Genomic DNA, 19291 nt, shown 5'->3' on the forward strand with positions numbered 1-19291 from the left:
TTAAATAATCTGGTGACTGGGTAATAAAATTAATTTTTAATCAACAGCTTTGCCAAGACAAGATAAATTATCGCATGAGTTTGTCTTGCAAAATTGCTTAATTTTTCTTCTTGAATATAAGTGATTTATAGCCAGAGGCGTCATTATCAGTGTGAGCCAAAATAAAATTGGGCTTCGAAACACCAGCCCAACAATTGAGGCAACAAGCATTCCTGTTAACATTAATAAAGGTAAATTAGCGATAAAAAAGTTAATACTTAGTTGTCTTGCAACCTGCGGGTTTATGGCTTTCATGATTTTCTCACCGTCAATGAATACCCTTATAAAATGTATGACTTTTGCCAATAACTCAAATCAGATTTTTCAATTAATACAATCGATTTAAAAATAAAGACAGGCCTAGCTTTATTTTTGCACTGCCCCTATAGTTTAAAGCAACGGGAAATTCTAAGTGATTAGTGATTCATTATTAACAGGAAATCCTTTTTTATGACAAAGACGTATCAGTATTAATACATAAATATCTGTCATATCTTTAGCTTTTGAGGAGCATACAATGAGTAATGGAAAAACGGGCGGCTGCCCAGTTATGCATGGTAGTAACACTGTCACCGCACAATCAAATACAGATTGGTGGCCAAATTCTCTTAATTTCGACATTCTTCATCAACACGACAGCAAAACTAGCCCTTACGGTAAAGACTTCAACTACGCTGAAGCATTTAAATCGCTCGATCTTGAAGCTGTAAAAACTGACTTAAAAAACTTGATGACTGAAAGCCAGCAGTGGTGGCCTGCTGACTGGGGTCATTACGGTGGTTTAATGATCCGTATGGCATGGCATTCAGCGGGTTCATACCGTTTAGAAGATGGCCGTGGCGGCGGTGGTACAGGTAACCAACGTTTTGCGCCTTTAAATTCATGGCCTGATAACGCTAACCTAGACAAAGCACGTCGTTTACTTTGGCCTATTAAAAAGAAATACGGTAACAAGCTATCTTGGGCCGATTTAATGATTTTAGCTGGTAATATGGCTTACGAATCAATGGGCTTAAAAACCTTTGGTTTTGCTGGCGGCCGTGAAGATATTTGGCACCCAGAAAAAGATGTTTACTGGGGCGCTGAAAAAGAATGGCTAGCACCAAGTGATGAACGCTACACCAATGTAGAAAAACCCGACACGATGGAAAATCCGCTTGCTGCGGTACAAATGGGTTTAATTTATGTAAACCCTGAAGGGGTGAATGGTAACCCTGATCCGCTTAAAACGGCGGAACAAGTTCGCGAAACATTTGCCCGTATGGCAATGGATGACGAAGAAACTGCGGCATTAACAGTCGGTGGTCATACCGTAGGTAAAACGCATGGTAACGGCAGCGAAGCAAACGTTGGCCCTGAGCCGGAAGCGGCAGATGTGTTTGAGCAGGGCCTTGGTTGGAACAACCATAATTCACGCGGTATTGGTCGTGATACGATGACGTCGGGTATCGAAGGTGCGTGGACAACTCACCCAACGAAATGGGATAACGGTTATTGCTACTTGCTGCTTAACTACGAGTGGGAACTTAAGAAGAGCCCTGCAGGTGCATGGCAATGGGAACCAATCGATATCAAAGAAGAAGACAAGCCAGTTGATGTGGAAGATCCATCAATTCGTCTAAACCCAATTATGACCGACGCCGATATGGCGATGAAAATGGACCCAACCTACCGTAAGATTATCGAGCGTTTTAACGATGACTTTGAATACTTTAGTGATGTGTTTGCACGTGCATGGTTTAAACTCACACACCGTGACTTAGGTCCAAAATCGCGTTACTTAGGTGCAGATGTACCAAGCGAAGATCTAATTTGGCAAGATCCGATCCCTGCGGTTGATTACACATTATCAGACAGCGAAATTAGCGAGCTTAAAACCAAGCTACTTAACTGTGGTGTAAGCCAAGCAGACCTTATTACAACTGCATGGGATAGCGCACGTACTTACCGTGGCTCAGATCACCGTGGTGGTGCAAATGGTGCACGCATTCGTCTTGCGCCACAAAAAGATTGGCAAGGTAACGAACCAAAACGTTTAGCAAAAGTACTCAGTGCGCTTGAATCTGTGCAAGCGGGTTTAAGCAAACCAGTAAGCATTGCAGACTTAATTGTACTTGGTGGTACAGCTGCGGTTGAACAAGCAGCAAAAGCAGCAGGCGTTGATATAACCGTGCCATTTGCGCCTGGTCGTGGTGATGCAACGGATGATATGACAGATGCTGATTCGTTCGACGTGCTTGAACCAATTCATGACGGTTTCCGTAACTGGCAGAAAAAAGACTACGCAGTTTCTGCTGAAGAGCTGATGCTAGAACGTACACAATTAATGGGCTTAACAGCGCCAGAGATGACAGCACTCGTTGGTGGTATGCGTGTGTTGGGTACTAACTATGATGGTACGTTACACGGTGTGTTTACTGATAACGTGGGTACATTAAGCACCGACTTTTTCGTCAATCTAACCGATATGGCTTACACGTGGAAGCCAATAAGCAAAGGTTTCTACGATATTGTTGAGCGCAGCACTGGGGTTACCAAGTGGACAGCGACACGTGTTGATTTAGTGTTTGGTTCAAACTCAATCTTGCGTTCATACGCAGAGTTTTACGCACAAGACGACAACAAAGAGCGTTTTGTACAAGACTTTGTCGATGCGTGGGTTAAAGTGATGAACGCCGACCGCTTTGATATTTAATTTGATATGATGTTACACCCAAAAGGCTACAGAACTCTGTAGCCTTTTTTTATGGTGCTCAAGTGCACTAGGCTTGCTGGGCCAGATGATCCATATACTCGTCAAATGTACCTTGAAAATCGATGACCTGTTTATCCTTAATATCGATGATACGTGTTGCCAATGATGAGACAAATTCACGGTCATGACTGACAAAGATCAACGTACCTTGGTAATCTTTTAATGCATTATTAAGTGCTTCAATGGCTTCCATATCCATGTGATTAGTCGGTTCGTCCATAATCAATACATTGATGTCTTGCATCATCAACTTACCAAACAACAAGCGGTTCTTTTCACCACCCGAGCAATTACGCGCTTTTTTATTGGCATCGTCGGCGGTAAATAATAATCGACCCAGCATAGCGCGAACCATTAAATCATTGTGCTTGGCGGTGCGCCATTGTGACATCCAATCAAACAGCGTGAGATCGTTATCAAATTCTTTACTACTATCTTGAGGACAATAACCGATGCTTGCATTTTCAGACCACTTAACCACACCTTCGTTGCTTTGTAATTCATTCACTAGGCAACGTAATAGGGTGGTTTTACCAACACCGTTTTCACCAATAACCGCAAGCTTAGCACCGGCTTCAAGTAGTAGCTCACCGCCGCTGAACAGGGTTTCGCCATCAAAGCCATGACCTAACTTAGTAAGCTCTAATGCTTGGCGATACATCTTTTTGCCTTCGTCAAAACGAAGTGATGGGCTAATGCGGCTTGACGCTTTTACCTCATCAAGCTTAATTTTATCCATGCGCTTAGCACGAGAACTCGCTAGTTTTGCTTTTGATGCGTTAGCACCAAAGCGGTTTACGAACTCTTGTAGCTCGTCAATTTCAGCGCTCTTCTTTGCGTTTTCAGCAAGTAGCTGTTCGCGTTGCAAGCTTGAAGCTTCGATCCACTTTTCGTAGTTACCAGGGTAAATTCTTAGCTCACCGTAATCGATATCGGCCATGTGTGTACATACCGAGTTTAAGAAGTGACGGTCGTGCGAGATGATAATCATCGTACACTTACGCTGGTTAAGCTCATTAGCTAGCCATGTAATGGTGTGAATATCAAGGTTATTGGTTGGCTCATCAAGCAGCAAAATATCAGGGTTTGCAAATAGCGCTTGTGCTAACAGCACACGAAGTTTCCAGCCCGGCGCAACGTTTGCCATTAAGCCGTAATGAAACGCTTGCTCAATACCGGCTTGAAGCAAAATTTCTTCTGCGCGGCTTTCTGCTGTGTAGCCATCCATTTCAGCAAAAACGCTTTCAAGCTCAGCGACTTTCATGCCGTCTTCTTCACTCATTTCTGGCAAAGAATAGATACGGTCGCGCTCTTGTTTAACTTTCCAAAGCTCTGCATCACCCATGATCACCGCATCAACCACAGTGTATTGCTCAAACGCAAACTGATCTTGGCTTAGCGTACCTAGCTTTAAACCAGGCGCAATCGACACATTGCCAGCGGTAGGTACAAGCGCACCACTTAAGATTTTCATAAAGGTTGATTTGCCGCAGCCATTAGCGCCAATTAAACCATAGCGATTACCGTTACCAAACTTGGCTGATATATTTTCAAATAAAGGCTCTGCGCCAAACTGCATGGTGATATTAGCGGTTGAAATCAACGAATTATTCCTAGAAAAAGACTGACAGGTTATGGGCGCAGCAACTGCGAAAATAAACAAGCAATAGGGTAAATAATAGGCCGCGGATTATACAGATCAGCCTTTCAGAACGCCATTAAAAAGAAGACAAAGTTGGAAACAGTACAATCTTAAGCGTATTTTACATCGCGTTGCAATTTGCCATGTCGCGGCATGAAGCCGCTGCTACCTGAAGACGTGAAACATGTTTGCCATAACAGCCCGTAGTCGCGATTTTATATCGCGTTGTAATTTGCCATTTTGCGGCATAAAGCCGTTGCTACCTATCTTTATAAAAAATATGTTTACCTATTCAATATTCTTAAAACTATTAACCATATGATTTTTAATAGACTATATTTAGTTTGAGGATCTTTTTGATCAAATGTTTAAAAAATAACTTGCTTACCTACCAACTGGTAGGTAAGATGGCTGCCATGAACACGACATATACAAATATTCTGCAACTTGCAGATAAGCTCATTCAGAGTAATGGCTTTCATGGTTTTAGTTATGCTGATCTTGCAAAAGAGCTCGATATTCGTAAAGCGAGTATCCACCACCATTTTGCAACAAAAGCTGATTTAGGTATTGCATTCTGCCAACTTAAATGTGAGCAGCTTCAGCAACTTGAGTCACATTTAAAAACATTGCCTTCAGCTAAAGAGCGTTTAAAAGGTTATTTTGATGTTTTTCAAAGCTGTGCCAGCGAAAAGCAAATGTGCGGAATATATGCCATGCAAACAGATTTACGTTTAATGGCAGAACCATTGCAAAAGCAAGTGACGAAAATGGCTGATCTTGAATTACAGATACTTAGCTCTATTTTACAAGCTGGTCTTGAAAGCAATGAGTTTAGTTTTAAAACGTCAGCTTATCAGCAAGCTGTAATAATATGTTGCGCGATTAAAGGCGCACTAATGTTAAACAGAAGTGAGCATCATCAAGGTTTATTCATACAAACTTGTGATGCATGTTTAGAAACACTGAGTTTATGATCATTTAGATCATAAATTCTGTTTCTAAAAAATTTACCCAACAAACCTACCTACTAGTAGGTAATTAAATTGTACGAGGAGCATTACTATGCAACGCATTACAACATTGACAGTAAACACCACGAGCGGCCAAGCGCAAACTCAGCTAAGTGATCTTAAGCAGGCAATGGGTGCAGAGCTTAATTTATTTGGTGCGCTCGCTAATTCACCCGCAGCGTTACAAGGTTTTTTAAATTTTAAAGCGGCTTTAGATAAAGGCTCTTTAACACAATTGCACTCAGAGCAGTTAGCGTTAGCAATCGCAGGTACTAATGGTTGTCGCTACTGTGCTTCTGCTCATTCATATATTAGCGACAAGCTAGGCCTGTCAGCCGATGAAATTAAAGCTAATTTAAAAGCAACTTCAGCAGACGATCAAACAAATGTGTTACTGAGCTTTGCAAAGCAAGTGATTGAATCACGCGGTAGTGTGTCGCAAGAGCAATTACAGCGTGTAAAAAGTGCTGGCTTTAGCGATGAACAGCTTGTTGAAGTGATTGGTCATATCGCCCTAAATAGCTTCACAAACTACTTTAACGAAGCATTTGATATTGAAATTGACTTTCCACAAGTTGAATTAACCTAATTACCCAAAGTGAGGCTAAAAGCCTTTAAACAAAAACGGCTATAGCCACAGGAGAAACTCATGAACTTAACTACAACGCAGCAACAAACAGCACAACGAATTGCAAGCAAACTAGAGAATGCTGGTTTACCACTTTTATATATTACCTTAGGTATTATTTATATTTGGTTTGGTGGAATTAAATTTACGCAAGGACAGGCTGAAGGCATGTACGGCATGATCGCCAACAACCCTCTCGTTTCTTGGATGTATGTCATTTTCTCGAAACAAGGTCTGGTAAATTTTTTAGGAACGCTTGAAATCATCATTGGTTTGCTATTTTTTGGACGCTTCGTCAATCCTGCTTTATCAGTGGTTGGTGGCCTGTTATCAATGGCGTTATTTGTTGTAACAATTAGCATGATGGTATTTCTATCCGGCATTACAACGGAAGCAGGTTTCCCTGTGCTAAGTTTTGTTGGTGAGTTTCTACTGAAAGATATCGGTTTGTTTGCAGCATCTTTATTTATTGCTGGAAATAGTCTGAAAATTATCGCTACAAACCAGGGCGATGAATAACCCTCTCCACGTTGGGGCCCGAAAGGGCCTTTTTCATTTTGCTCACTAATAAAGCACTCCTCCCTTATTTTAAAACATAAAGTCAATTTGATAAAAAAGGATTGATTTTGTAATCAAAAAGCTGCGAGCTAAAAGTTACTGCTATACTGAGTTTACATTCAAGTTAAACGTATTTTTGATTAAAACTGTTTCCTAGTTGCTAACAAAAAACCCTGAAAATATATAAATATAGTTAACAGTTTTTATAAATCGGGCGATAATACGTATAACAAGACAGCAAAGGTGAATTCAATGGCGGCAGGTATTTCTTTTAAAAACTTAAGTATTACTAAAAAAATACACGCGATTACATGTATAGCAGTGGCAGCATTTGTCATTATTGTGTTAGTAAACTACATCGCAATGAATGACAACAGAGCCTCACTTGATGAGTTAGAAAAGTCTTCATACGAAGTAGTAAAGTTAACGTCATCAAATGTTGGTTTACTTGAAAAATTAGACGAACTCTACACACAAGCAGTGACATTTGGTGAGCCAGACTTAGTTGAAAGTGCAGCACAAACCTATAAAACAATTAATGAAAATTTAAAAAATATTATTGCCATTAACGATACGTATGTTCATGATGATACAAAAGAAAAGCTAAAACAGTACGCTAATATTTCTTCCACGATCGCAAGCTCAATGATCTCAGGTACCGCTGATTTTAGTAAAATTCAGCAGCAAGCTCAGCAAAAAACACAACTCTATGAGGCTGTACTTGAAGGTTTTAAGCGTGCTCAAACACGCGCAGATGACCGTTTCTTTGAACTTGTTCAGGCGACTAAAGCACGCTCAGATAATGCGTTACAGTTAATGCTTGTGGTGTCAGTTATTTCACTCTTTTTATTAGTAATTACCTCTATTTGGATTGCCCGTGGAATTGGCTCGTCTGCCAGTGCAGCGGCAAATAATTTAGGGTTACTTGCCGATGGTAAAGGCTCGTTAAGCACACAACTTGCTGTTCATGCAAAAGATGAAATTGGCCAAGTGTCTATTAACTTTAATGCCTTTATTAAGCTTTTAAAGGCGGCGGTGATGGATGTGATGTCTGTATGTGAGCCGTTAATGGAAAACTCAACACGCTTAGTGCAAGGCATGGAGCGTGCAGAAAAAGCAACAACCAAGCAAACAACAGATGCAGAAGTGGTAAAACACTCAATGGAAGAGATGCGTCAAAGCGTTGCTGACATTTCACAATCGGCGGCCAGTGCGTCACATGCAGCACAAACTGCTGAGCAAGAGGTAGAGCAAAGCCGCACTCAAATACAGCGTTCAGTGCAAGAGTCACGCACTTTGAGCAATGAAATTAATCAAGCTGCAACGACCATTAACCGACTCGCTGATGACACAAAAAATGTGACACAGATTTTAAACGTTATTACCTCGATAGCTGAGCAAACTAACCTATTGGCACTTAACGCAGCGATTGAAGCTGCAAGAGCGGGTGAGCAAGGACGAGGTTTTGCCGTTGTTGCAGATGAAGTAAGAGAACTAGCATCAAGAACATCGCAATCTACCAACGAAATTAGAGAGCTGCTTACAACATTAACAACGGCAGCAAACGAGTCTGTTAATGCCATGACATCAGCCAGAGATATGGCTACAAACAACGCACAAGCAGCTGAAAATACAGGCCTCTCAATTGAAAAAATTGCAGAGCAAATTCTAGAAATAAATGGTATGAACTCACAAATTGCAGCGGCTACTGAAGAGCAAACATCGGTCGCGAGTATGGTGGTTGATAATGTTTCTAATATGCATATGTCATTTGAAGAGACAATGAATTCATTGTCTGAGGTAAGAGATGTTGCGAAGAACCTGCATTACCTTTCTGACTCACTACTAGATGCTACGGCTAAATTTAAGGTCGAATAAAATTACATATAAAAAGCAGGCAACGCCAGCTTTAGTAGACTCATAAAGAGCCACCTTTTAGAAGGTGGCTCTTTTTATTGAAACGCAATTAGAACGTTGCAACAACCTTCACTTTATCAGTTACTTTTGATGCATCAATATAACCAATAGCATCACCGTTTGCTGATACAAAATCGATAACAGCTTGGTCATTAGCAAGCTTTTCTGGCGGTGTGCCTTTACCTGTAAATACTAACTTTGACCAATAAGCATTAAGCTGACTGCTCGATTTACCGACTACTTTGTCGTTAAATTCATCGCTAACACTGTTACCGTCTTGGTTTACAGGGTTTACTTTAGTGCCATCATCAAATGACTTTGCTTTACCTAGGTAGATTTTTTTAATTGTGCCTTCATCAATTGCATTGCCATTCGCAGGGTTAACAATCACAGCAACATCAGCAAAAGCGGTGCTTGATAAAAGCGCTACCGCTGTAGCTAAAAGTAATTTTTTCATTATGCGCTCCAATTAAAAAACTAAGTCTACAGCAACAGCAACTACATCAGTGTCTGTATCAGTGATGTCATCTTTAAAGCGGCTAAAGTCCACTTTTAAAGCTGCTGAAGGGTGGAAGTCATAACGAGTACCAATAGTGTAAACATTACTTTTAGCTTTACCGCTTTCCAATACTTGATTAATACCGGCGTTTAAAGCGGGTACAGCAGGAAGAGCGTTGTAACGACTACTATCGTGCTTATCATCGTTATTTTCGTAAGTTAAGTGAACAGTCCACTCATCCATACGGTAGCCCACTGACGTGTAATACTGTGTTTGCTTAGCAAGCGCACTGTTATCAACTTCAAACTCAGTGTATTCGGCATCAAATAAAATGTCGTTGTAATCAATTGAAAAACCAAGCGCTAAGAAAGAGCCATCATCTTCGTTAACAGCAATATCATCAGCTTGATCAACAAACCCTGCATTACGCAATGTTTGCTCTAAGCCATTAAGTGCAATACCAGCATCGGTATCGTTTTCAATCGCGATTGACGTTTCTGCTACAAAATAAGCAGCGCGGGCACTAAACCAGTCGTAAGATAGCGTCCAGTTAATACCTGCAATATCATTTAGTTCGGTATCACCGTTTACAGAAACCACAGCAATTTTGTCGTCAAAGCTTCCATAGATAACCTGTACCGTAGAATCCCAGTCGCCTAGCTGCGTATTATGAAGAAGGCTTAAACCTTCATAAGTCGAAAATGGTAAGTTATATACCGATTGTGGTGGACGAACCCAACGATACGTGTAGCCCACATCTAAAAAGTCAGAGTAGCGATAAAAAGGCACGCGCATTTTACCTGCACTAACTTGTAGCTCATCTGTAAACTCATAGGTTAGATAAGCCCATTCAAACTCAGCATCAAAATCATCACTGCCACGAGCAACAATTTGCGCTGTTGCACTTAGTTTTTCTTGTAAATCAGCAGACAGCTGTAATGCGAACATACTCTCGTTTTTGAACGAAATGTCATCATCGTAGCCGTACAGTGTCGCGTTGTCGTCATCAAGAGTTTTACCACCAACTATTGAAGCAAAGCCGTTTATGCGAACCTCTGCTAGCGTGTTTGCAGACACAAAAGCAGCACATAGAGCTAATGCAATAGGAAGTTTTTTCATTGTGTATCCCTAATATTTAGTATGAAAATGTTGATTTCGCTTAATATTATAGTAGTAAGTTGCGAAATGGGCGACATAAGGTATGAGAAAATTGTTACCAGAGCAATAAAAAATTGTTGTTTTAATTAATAATCTTTAAAGGTGTTTTAATATTATAAATTGAGGTGGTAGTTAAAAAGTGAGTAGAAGGTTACATTTATAATTTTATAGTATTTAAAGGGCATTCTACATATAAATACTTATTTATATACTCACTACATCTGCTAAATTTATTTATGATCCTCACCTTTTAATGATATTTTTAACGCAAACACCGCTGCCACAATAAAGGATATAAAATGGCAACTAAAACAATCGATTACTACAACCAGAACGCACAAGCATTTGTAGATGCCACGCTCGATGTAGACTTAACAGAACTTTACGATGAATTTTTACCGCTAATCCCTAAAAATGGCACGTTGTTAGATGCTGGTTGTGGCTCAGGGCGCGACGCCTTCATTTTTAAAGAGCGTGGCTTTAATGTTGATGCGTTTGATATAAGCCCTGAAATTGCCAAACTCGCCTCAGAATACCTAAATCAAAAAGTGGCTGTAAGCAGTTTTAAAGCACTCAATGATGTTGATAAATACGATGGTATTTGGTGCTGCGCAAGCTTAATTCATGTCGCAAAAAATGACTTAACCGAAGCATTTAACAACCTAGCCCGTGCACTCAAGCCACAAGGAATTGTGTATGTATCGTTTAAATACGGCGACGGCGAGCGCGAGCACAACGGCCGCGAATTTACCGACCTAAACGAGCAAACGCTTGAGAGCATTATCAAAAACACCAATTTGTTTACCCTTAAGTCGTGGCAAAGCGCCGACCAACGGCCCGAGCGAGCGTCAGAGATATGGCTGAATGCTATTTTGCACAGAAGAACTATTTAAGTAATCTTTTAGTCTTATAGTCAATTATTAAAAATAATGTGGTACATCCTTAAAGTACCGCATTTTAGCTATAAAATTCCTCCCTAAAAATTAGATTTATTACCCCGCTTACTGAAAAAGTCTATATTTTTCATCACTACTTATGCTAGATTGTTTGAAAGCTTAACGCTAGCTTAACATCTAGTGAATAAGTATTGATTTAAAACCATGGAGCGGTTTTTAGTTTTAAGCCGCAGTAACAGGATTTAGTTATGCGCTTAAAAGCAGCTCTCATCAATTTTTTAAAGGCATAGTTTAGAGATGGCTATGCAGCAACAGCTCGACTTTATCGCTTATATCCAGCGCATGCTGGTGGAAGGGGATTTTAGTGCCACTTATAAGTTTGCTTTGTTACATGCGCTTGCTGATATCAGCATTGAAAAACAGCAAATAGATCCGAATGCCCAATTACAAATAACTTTTGACGAATTAGTCGAAAAGTTTATTACCTTATATTGGCACCAAGCATCTCCTTTTGCTGCTATTGGTAATAATAGAGACCTGTTGCTTTTACAAAACACTAATTCCAAAAAACAAGCCAAAATCATCACCACACTGCATGATGCAAAATTAAGAAACATTAACTCAGTTAGCCAATTAAAAAAGTGCAGTGATTGGGAAAACATACGTAAAACAACGTTAAAAACCATTAAAGAAGGACCGTTATGGTTATTACAAAAGCTAAATGGTAAGGAAGAGTGTTTTTTATACCCTCATGTTAAAGGCCAGCAATACATTACCTTAAATGCAGGTATTGCCAGTTGCTTTAGACGCTTTTACGACTTAGTTGTGTACTTAGCCAAAAATGCATGGCTACAAAAAATTCAAAGTATTAAATACAACCAAATGCTAATTGGCCCGCAAAGCCAACTTCATGACTTTTTATTTGGCTTTGATCGCAATGCACTCAATAAAGCAAAACCTGTATTAATAGAACTACAAAAAGGGCAGTGCTTTTATTGTCAAAAGGCATTAAACAGCAAAACCGAGGTTGACCACTTTATTCCGTTTACGCGTTACGCCAACGATTTAGGCCACAACTTTGTGGCAGCTCATAGTAAATGCAATAACAGCAAACGCGACTTTTTAGCTGCACAAGAGCACCGCGAGCGCTGGCAAGAACAAAACCTCGTTATAAATAACCAGCATATAACTCGTGAGTTGAGCGATTATTTTAATTGTGATGCCGAAAAATCACGCTCAGTGAGCGACTGGGCCTACCAGGTGGCACAAGCAAACAGCGCTAAATTGTGGGTAGGCATAAATAGTTTTGAGTTTGCAGAAAGTGCTGTTTATTAATAGCCAAAAATGAGCTTGGTTTAGTGGCGGAAGATAAGCAGAGGTATGACGCGTAGGCTCGATTTTATATCGTGCTTTGTTTTTTGATAACAGGTTTTAAGGCACGTATTTTTGTGTGTTTTTAGGAGTTGAGAAGAGATTTAAAAGCCTCTATTCGAGGTTTCATCGCGTTGGCGATGGCAACCAAAGAGAAGCTGCCGAGGAGCACACTTGATGTACAACATTGCCTAAAGGGGTTTAGGTACTTGGAATTTGTCGGGAACAAAATTCCGCCATGCTGTAAATTACTCATCATTAACTTAGTTTCAGGTGTGATCAAGGGGAGTTGGAGTGTGCTGGTAGATTGGTGTTTATGGATGAAGATGAGAGCTGTCTCATAAATTGTATATCTGTATTGAAGGGAAGATCATACATCTAATACACTTCTTCTAAATCAATAGCAGCAAGACAGCTTTCAAATAAATCATCTAATTGGGTAAAATCAAATCCGTGAGTGAAAGCCGTTTCCTGTTTTAATCTGCGCCATTTTCTTAACTGACTTCGTCCACAATACTTAGCTATTTTTTCGATTGCATCGTCAATATACTCGTTACTTTCTTTTGCTACGCGTATTAGCATTATTCTTTTTACACGCTTTAGTAAATCTTTTTTAGTATCAGGTTGTGGGCCCATATTGGGTATGTGAAGGGTAGCTATTTGAGCTTTTGAAGTTTCAAATAGTTTGAGAAAATTGTCTCGACCTCTAATTTTAAAAGCTAAAATAGGGTTGTCTTCAGCCAAGTCAGCTAATTTTTCATTAAGAGCTGGTATTACGCTCTCAGAAAGGTTTTCCTCTATAGAGGCTAGTTGCTCTTTGAATTTGCACTCAATAAGTTTAAGTACAGGGTTTTCTGATGAGATATTTTCTTCTGTAGGAGTAAATGAATTAAGTTTTTTGGCTGCATATTCATAATACTCTTTAGCGACTTCATCGATGGGTAAAGTTTTTAGCTTAATTGCGTGGCGAACCTCAAGCAAATGGAATAAGACTTTTTTTGCATTTCTTTTACTATCTCTGCGAGATCTATAAAAGAAAGCAACAGCGCCTGTTAATGCTATTATGAGAGCTACAGTAGCTGTAATTAGAGCTGAGATGATTTTAGTGTCTTGTAAAAAAGCTTCCATTTATAATTCCTATATAAAACTTATTACTAATCACCCAACCGCCAATTTTCCAGCCTCATGCCACATTTCGTTTGGCATGGGGCTTACTAATTCCCATGTTATGTTCATAGGCTGGCTGCCGCTGTGGCTTTGATATTTAACCTCGCCATAGTTCACAAATCCCATGGTTCGGCCGTTTTCATCTTTGCTTTGTTCACGCACAAACAGCAAGATGGTTTTGCCTGTTTGTTGGTGCTGAATGTAGCTTAGGCCGCGGCCATGTTCTGGTCGGGCGCTGTTTTGCGTTTGCCAATGAAACAAGGTTGAGCTGATTGCATAGTCGTGATACAGCGTTGTTGGTGAGTAGGTTTTTTCGCATTTATTGAGCGTGACGAATAGTAGCTCTAAATTTTGTTCTTTGAACTCTAATACACCTTCGCGAGCGGTCGATTTTTTATCAAACGTATGCGCGCCGAACGCCGCTAATATTTGTTGGCGAGTGTAGCGGCTGTGCAATTTTATTGCATGGTTTGGTAAGCACGCTAAGTCACTTTCTTGTTGCTGAATACGATTTATTAAAAGCACAATCACTTCTGATAACTCTTGTTGTAATAACGGGTTTTTTAGTGCTTGTAAGCTTTGCTTAAGGGATTTAAACCCTAGACTTGTGCCAGTGTTATCCCAAAAATTGTAATGAGCCATGAGTGAATACTGTTGATTTTGAGGTGTTATCTCAATGCTAAAGTCGCTGTTACATAAATCGCGTAAAAAGCACAAATAGCTCAGTGAATCACAGCTAAGTAATTGCGTATTTATAGCTCTGTAATAGGCACTATATATATCAACTTGATCTGCTGGAATATCATCGTCTTTTAACCAATGCCAACCGCCATGCCTTGTATCTTTCGGTTTATAAATATCTTCTAGTGTGACTTGTGGGTTTATACGTAAAAAGTTACTTAGTGTTAACTCGTCGCTTGTATGATGAGAATAACTGTTTATAAGCTGTTGCAAACGGCGTTTGCTGTTTGTTGCTTGTTGTATATTACGTAAAATAGTTTTTTGCGTGCGTTCTTGTAGCTCTATACGACAGCCCAGCGGCAAGTGCGGAAAGTTATTTTCTATTTCGGTTTTTATTGGCTGGTTACTTTTTCCAACGAGTGCGCGAAACTTATTGGCAAAGTCGTATTCGGGGCGAGCGTTACCAACAAAGTCGAGTACAGTACAACATTGCTTTTGGCTGTTGTCGGGTAAACGTAGGCCACGACCTAATTGCTGTAAAAATAGCGTTAGGCTCTCGGTTGGACGCAAAAAGAGCAGGGTATCTACTTCTGGAATATCGACCCCTTCGTTAAAAATATCAACGACGCAGAGTATGTGTATTTCACCTCGTCTAAGCGCCTGCTGTTTGTGTTTTCGTTCACTAGTATTTTTACTGGTAAGTACGTCTGCACTTATACCTGCAAGGTTAAACTTACTGGCCATAAACTCAGCATGATCTTGGCTTACACAAAATGCTAATGCCTTAATAGCGTTAATATTTGTAACGATGTCGTTGAGACTCGATATGATTTTATTCGCGCGATTATTCTCGCCTGTATATAGCTTACTAAGCTCACTAATATCGTAACGACCGCCTCGCCACGTTACCGTGCTTAAATCTGTATCGTCATCAAGGCCAAAGTATTGGAACGGGCATAAATGGCGCTGATTTATGGCTTCTGGTAAGCGGACCTCTGCGGCAATAACACCACAGAAATCTTCTAATATATTTGCCCCATCTTGCCTTTCAGGTGTGGCCGTTAACCCTAATAAAATGTTTGGCTTGAAGTAATTAAGAATGCCACGGTAACTGTTAGCACTTACGTGATGCACTTCATCAATAACAATATAATCATAAAAATCAGCACTCAATTTTATGTTGTCGATTTGGTTGTTAAGGGTTTGAATTGAGGCAAATAATTGGTCGTATCTTTGAGGTTTGTAGTTGCCAACCCAAAGCTCGCCAAAATCATTATTTTTTAGCACTCCACGATATGCGCTTTGTGCTTGAGTGAGGATTTCTTCTCGGTGAGCAACAAATAAAAAGTTGGCATTTGGTTTTTTGTCGTACACGGTTTTAAAATCAAATGCAGATATGATTGTTTTACCTGTGCCTGTTGCTGCCACTACTAAGTTTTTAAAGCGATTGTGAACGCTTCGTTCAACACTTAGTTTTTCTAAAATAGCTAATTGATGAGTTTTAGGGGTTATATCAAAATAGAACTGGTTACTTGCTTGTCCTTTACCACGCTGTTCATTCAGTGAGTTTATTAGCTTTTCTTTACATTCAACTTTACCACTAAACAGTTCAAAGTCTGGTGATTGCCAGTAGGTTTCAAAGGTGCTTTTGGTTTTAGCGATAATATGCGGAATTTCTTGCGCTGTAATTTTTAAATTCCATTCAAGGCCGCTGGTGAGTGCCGAATGCGATAAGTTAGACGAACCAATATAGCCAGTATGAAAACCGGTGTTACGCATAAATAAGTAAGATTTTGCGTGTAAACGTTCTTGCTGATTGTTATAGCTTAGTTTTACTTCAGTGTTTGGTAGGCTTGCCAAAAACTCAACCGCTTTAGCATCTGTTGCCCCCATGTAAGAGGTGGTGATAACTTTTAGTTTGTTACCACTTTTGGTAAAGGCTTCAAGTTCATTTTTAAATATTCTTAGCCCTGTCCACTTTATAAATGAAACTAACCAGTAAATAGTGTCGGCCGATTTTATCTCACGCTTTAATTCTGTCTCTAGCGATATACCCGCATTCGCGCCACTAAATAATTCGCTTTGGGAAAGCCCTGTTAATGGAAATATATTTTTGGCGTAGTCTTTGAGGTTTGCTGCAATTGGGTTTTCAGTATTGAATAGTGCAGTGAGGATTCTACCTTGGCTATCTATTAGGTTTTCACTTATTAGCTCATCATCTCGAATATGATCTTTAAGCCAAAAAACTAAGTTATTTGCTAGATTGATTTGCTCTTGTAAGCGATTATTTGAACTAGGTATAGCATCAATCGCGTGAGCAATTAACTTACCTAAAAATCGAGACAGCCAAGTAGCAGCTTCTGCTGATTCAAGTTGGCGTTCTCCGACATAAAACTGTTCACGATCTAGGTGTTGCTCGATTACTTGCGTAATCAGCTGCTCGTAAATACCAACCTGTTCCATAACGACTCCCTGTTTTCGAACAGTCAGTTTACTAAAATAAATAATGAAAACAAACAATAACTTGATTGGTAATTTGCAGGCTTTAGTTACGGTTACACCCCGTGTTCATACCCGAAATTGAATTAATTATGGGTAATTAACAGCGTAGCGGAATTTTGTTCCCGACAAATTCCAAGTACCTAAATCCTTTTAGGCAATGCTGTAACCAGCGTAGCTTGGTCATGGGTGAAAAACGTAGTTTTGAACGAGAGGATATGGATATCCGAACTGGGGTGCGTACAGGGATGTGAAAGCTGTGCCTATCTACGCTGGTTACGTTCATTTAATTAATTCAAATTGAGGAAACAGTGTGAATCTCGGGGCGCCGAGCGATTCCAAAGAAAAGTCGGCGGTTACTTTTTTTTGGTTGTTAGTGTCAACGCGACAGAATTTAAAAATTAATGTATAAATAAGCTGTTGTTAAAACAGGGAATGCTAATGGAAAACTTATTAAATCAAGGACTAAGTCTTTTATTTATTGTCCTTGGGGCCTACTCAATACTTGGTGTTTTATTCTTTAAGTTATGGGTACATCAAAAAAATGCTAAATTACCTGTTGAGCGCAAAAAGCTTTTGCGTTTAGCTGCACAGACATTGAATGACCAAGTTAATGACAAAATATTTGACGTTGTAGGTTACATATTTTTAGCAGTATTAATTATCACCTTGCCTTTTGCGCTAAAGGGTATTGCTGAGATGTTTGCAAGTGGTGAATTAAACTACTTTTTTATTAGTATTATATTTTTAGGGTTAATTTATACTGCCAGAAAGTTATGGCTTGAGTCAGACAAACTTATAAAATTAAAACTTGGGCGGGATGCTGAGTTAGCCGTTGCATCAGAGTTGATTGAGCTGCAATCACATGGTTACCAAGTATTTCATGATATTCAGGCAGATGGCTTTAATATTGATCATCTGGTTATTGGTTCAAATGGTGTTTTTGCAATTGAGACAAAAGGGCGGCATAAGCGCATAAAAGATGACATCAATTATAAAGTAAGGTTTGAAAATAACTTTCTTGCCTTTCCTTCATGGAATGAGAGTAAGCCTATTGATCAAACAGAGCGGCAAGCTCAATGGGTCTATAAATGGTTGAGTGAGGCCACAGGTTATAGTACGCAAATAACACCTATTTTGTGCTTTCCAGGTTGGTTTGTAGAATTAAAACAACGACCACCATTCCCTATCGTTTCTCATAAACAGTTGAGCAAAGCCATCTTATCGATGCGCCAAAATCAGCTAGATGAAACTATACAAAAGGCTATTTGCTATCAAGTTGTTCAAAGGTGCCTAAATAGTTCCAAAGCCTAAATTACTTGCATGGTTATTTTGAACCACGTAATTGATTATTACTTTTAAATGTAAAGGTGGGTCCTTATAGGGGGAAAGCTTTTTGTATGCTGAAAGTACATGTTTGGACACCTCATGAGGTATTGCGTTACGCTAAAGAGCTTGCAGAAACGGAAAATGCATAAATATGAAAGTTATTTATGAACCACGCTTTAACTATCAGCTAGGATTACTGAAGTATTTGCATCCATTTGATGGTGAAAAGTTTGCTAAAGTGGTATCTGAACTTGGTAGTGTGGATGTTGAAGTAATCCAACCGAATGAACCAATTTCTACTGATATAATTAACGAGTACCTCAATGAGCTAATGAGAAAATTGGTCTTGAGTCGAACGCTTATTTTCCGTGCCCTTGAAGTTCCTAAAATTCCTTTTGTTAGCTTTGATTTTCTAGATAAAAAAATCTTAACGCCTATGCGTTTAGCTGTTTCGGGTACTCTATTAGGTGCCGAAAAAGCGCTAGAGTCTGGTGAGACTATGTGGAATTTATCTGGTGGCTTTCATCATGCTAGTAATTTAAATATGGAAGGGTTTTGTATTTATAATGATATTGGCATTACCTACCAGCAATTACGAAAAAATGGCCATTTAAGCGAAACAGATAAAGTGTTGATTATTGACGTTGATGCTCATCATGGCAACGGTAATGCGTATTCATTTAAAGATAACGAAAACGTACATTTGTTAGATGTATACAATGAAGATATTTACCCAACATCGAGCTTTACCCGCAATAGAGTGAATTTTCCTGTGCCATTAAAAAGCGGTGTCGAAGGCGAAGAGTATTTGACTAAACTTAATCAAGCGCTCGAATTAGTGATTGATGAATATGCTTTGGCTTTTGTAATTGCAGGAACAGATGTACTGGCCGTTGATAAACTGGGTGGCTTTAAACTTACAATAGAAGATGTTGTTGAGCGTGAAAAGAGTGTTTTATCTCGTTTAAAAAGCCTAAATATACCAACCGTCGTTACTGGCGGCGGGGGTTACTCAAAACAAAGTGCATCAGCTATTGCTGCTGCACTTAGAGCGTGTACGGCCTTATAGAGGCGTTAATTTTTTTAAAATCACAAACACCAAGCACAATGCTGTGGTGTTTGTGTATTATAAAGGCTTT

The 19291-nt window shown here is 39.5% G+C and carries 15 protein-coding genes; 9 read left to right on the top strand and 6 right to left on the bottom strand.

Annotated features, from left to right (window positions below):
• Nucleotides 1-36: 36 nt before the first annotated feature.
• Complete coding sequence (locus LY624_RS19775) at nt 37-294, bottom strand: hypothetical protein (RefSeq protein ID WP_130151975.1); 258 nt, start codon at nt 292-294, stop codon at nt 37-39.
• Nucleotides 295-556: 262 nt separating this feature from the next.
• On the opposite strand from LY624_RS19775, the gene katG reads away from it, so the two are divergent.
• On the top strand, nt 557-2734 hold the full coding sequence (gene katG / locus LY624_RS19780) for a catalase/peroxidase HPI (protein WP_130151974.1): 2178 nt from the start codon (nt 557-559) through the stop codon (nt 2732-2734).
• Nucleotides 2735-2801: 67 nt separating this feature from the next.
• On the opposite strand, the gene LY624_RS19785 is transcribed toward katG, so the two are convergent.
• The gene (locus LY624_RS19785) at nt 2802-4397 is read right to left on the bottom strand and encodes an ABC-F family ATPase (RefSeq protein WP_130151973.1); all 1596 of its coding nucleotides are present in this window, start codon (nt 4395-4397) and stop codon (nt 2802-2804) included.
• Between the two features lie 455 nt (nt 4398-4852).
• On the opposite strand from LY624_RS19785, the gene LY624_RS19790 reads away from it, so the two are divergent.
• From LY624_RS19790 to LY624_RS19805, 4 genes are all read left to right on the top strand, one after another.
• Nucleotides 4853-5413 carry a TetR family transcriptional regulator gene (locus LY624_RS19790; RefSeq protein ID WP_165381506.1) on the top strand — a complete coding sequence of 187 codons (561 nt, stop codon included), beginning with the start codon at nt 4853-4855 and terminating at the stop codon, nt 5411-5413.
• Between the two features lie 88 nt (nt 5414-5501).
• Entirely contained in the window at nt 5502-6038 is a 537-nt protein-coding gene (locus LY624_RS19795; protein ID WP_130151971.1) for a carboxymuconolactone decarboxylase family protein, read from the top strand.
• Between the two features lie 60 nt (nt 6039-6098).
• Complete coding sequence (locus LY624_RS19800; RefSeq protein WP_130151970.1) at nt 6099-6596, top strand: DUF417 family protein; 498 nt, start codon at nt 6099-6101, stop codon at nt 6594-6596.
• A 291-nt stretch (nt 6597-6887) separates the two neighbouring features.
• Nucleotides 6888-8513, top strand: a complete 1626-nt coding sequence (locus LY624_RS19805; RefSeq protein WP_130151969.1) for a methyl-accepting chemotaxis protein — start codon at nt 6888-6890, stop codon at nt 8511-8513.
• A gap of 88 nt (nt 8514-8601) precedes the next feature.
• Here LY624_RS19805 and LY624_RS19810 read toward each other — a convergent pair whose 3' ends face one another.
• The gene (locus LY624_RS19810) at nt 8602-9009 is read right to left on the bottom strand and encodes a phosphate ABC transporter substrate-binding protein (RefSeq protein ID WP_130151968.1); all 408 of its coding nucleotides are present in this window, start codon (nt 9007-9009) and stop codon (nt 8602-8604) included.
• A gap of 12 nt (nt 9010-9021) precedes the next feature.
• The gene (locus tag LY624_RS19815) at nt 9022-10170 is read right to left on the bottom strand and encodes a porin (RefSeq protein ID WP_130151967.1); all 1149 of its coding nucleotides are present in this window, start codon (nt 10168-10170) and stop codon (nt 9022-9024) included.
• Nucleotides 10171-10508: 338 nt separating this feature from the next.
• Here LY624_RS19815 and LY624_RS19820 point away from each other — a divergent pair, with 338 nt between their 5' ends.
• Both LY624_RS19820 and LY624_RS19825 read left to right on the top strand, forming a co-directional pair.
• Nucleotides 10509-11102, top strand: coding sequence for a class I SAM-dependent methyltransferase (locus LY624_RS19820; RefSeq protein ID WP_130151966.1), 594 nt, complete (start codon nt 10509-10511; stop codon nt 11100-11102).
• Between the two features lie 306 nt (nt 11103-11408).
• Complete coding sequence (locus LY624_RS19825; RefSeq protein WP_130151965.1) at nt 11409-12440, top strand: HNH endonuclease; 1032 nt, start codon at nt 11409-11411, stop codon at nt 12438-12440.
• Between the two features lie 414 nt (nt 12441-12854).
• On the opposite strand, the gene LY624_RS19830 is transcribed toward LY624_RS19825, so the two are convergent.
• Complete coding sequence (locus LY624_RS19830) at nt 12855-13604, bottom strand: hypothetical protein (RefSeq protein WP_130151964.1); 750 nt, start codon at nt 13602-13604, stop codon at nt 12855-12857.
• Between the two features lie 30 nt (nt 13605-13634).
• Entirely contained in the window at nt 13635-16787 is a 3153-nt protein-coding gene (locus LY624_RS19835) for a DUF3427 domain-containing protein (RefSeq protein WP_130151963.1), read from the bottom strand.
• A gap of 477 nt (nt 16788-17264) precedes the next feature.
• On the opposite strand from LY624_RS19835, the gene LY624_RS19840 reads away from it, so the two are divergent.
• Together LY624_RS19840 and LY624_RS19845 are read left to right on the top strand one after the other, a co-directional pair.
• On the top strand, nt 17265-18137 hold the full coding sequence (locus LY624_RS19840) for a nuclease-related domain-containing protein (protein WP_130151962.1): 873 nt from the start codon (nt 17265-17267) through the stop codon (nt 18135-18137).
• 166 nt (nt 18138-18303) lie between these two features.
• Entirely contained in the window at nt 18304-19221 is a 918-nt protein-coding gene (locus LY624_RS19845) for a histone deacetylase family protein (protein ID WP_130151961.1), read from the top strand.
• The last annotated feature ends 70 nt before the right edge of the window (nt 19222-19291 follow it).

The sequence above is a fragment of the Pseudoalteromonas sp. N1230-9 genome (assembly GCF_032716425.1).
Lineage (GTDB): Bacteria > Pseudomonadota > Gammaproteobacteria > Enterobacterales > Alteromonadaceae > Pseudoalteromonas.

Excerpts from the sequence above, each read along its gene's own strand:
- LY624_RS19775 (WP_130151975.1), bottom strand. The coding sequence starts at position 294 with ATGAAAGCCATAAACCCGCAGGTTGCAAGACAACTAAGTATTAACTTT.
- katG (WP_130151974.1), top strand. The coding sequence starts at position 557 with ATGAGTAATGGAAAAACGGGCGGCTGCCCAGTTATGCATGGTAGTAAC.
- LY624_RS19790 (WP_165381506.1), top strand. The coding sequence starts at position 4,853 with ATGAACACGACATATACAAATATTCTGCAACTTGCAGATAAGCTCATT.
- LY624_RS19795 (WP_130151971.1), top strand. The coding sequence starts at position 5,502 with ATGCAACGCATTACAACATTGACAGTAAACACCACGAGCGGCCAAGCG.
- LY624_RS19800 (WP_130151970.1), top strand. The coding sequence starts at position 6,099 with ATGAACTTAACTACAACGCAGCAACAAACAGCACAACGAATTGCAAGC.
- LY624_RS19805 (WP_130151969.1), top strand. The coding sequence starts at position 6,888 with ATGGCGGCAGGTATTTCTTTTAAAAACTTAAGTATTACTAAAAAAATA.
- LY624_RS19810 (WP_130151968.1), bottom strand. The coding sequence starts at position 9,009 with ATGAAAAAATTACTTTTAGCTACAGCGGTAGCGCTTTTATCAAGCACC.
- LY624_RS19815 (WP_130151967.1), bottom strand. The coding sequence starts at position 10,170 with ATGAAAAAACTTCCTATTGCATTAGCTCTATGTGCTGCTTTTGTGTCT.
- LY624_RS19820 (WP_130151966.1), top strand. The coding sequence starts at position 10,509 with ATGGCAACTAAAACAATCGATTACTACAACCAGAACGCACAAGCATTT.
- LY624_RS19825 (WP_130151965.1), top strand. The coding sequence starts at position 11,409 with ATGCAGCAACAGCTCGACTTTATCGCTTATATCCAGCGCATGCTGGTG.
- LY624_RS19830 (WP_130151964.1), bottom strand. The coding sequence starts at position 13,604 with ATGGAAGCTTTTTTACAAGACACTAAAATCATCTCAGCTCTAATTACA.
- LY624_RS19835 (WP_130151963.1), bottom strand. The coding sequence starts at position 16,787 with ATGGAACAGGTTGGTATTTACGAGCAGCTGATTACGCAAGTAATCGAG.
- LY624_RS19840 (WP_130151962.1), top strand. The coding sequence starts at position 17,265 with ATGGAAAACTTATTAAATCAAGGACTAAGTCTTTTATTTATTGTCCTT.
- LY624_RS19845 (WP_130151961.1), top strand. The coding sequence starts at position 18,304 with ATGAAAGTTATTTATGAACCACGCTTTAACTATCAGCTAGGATTACTG.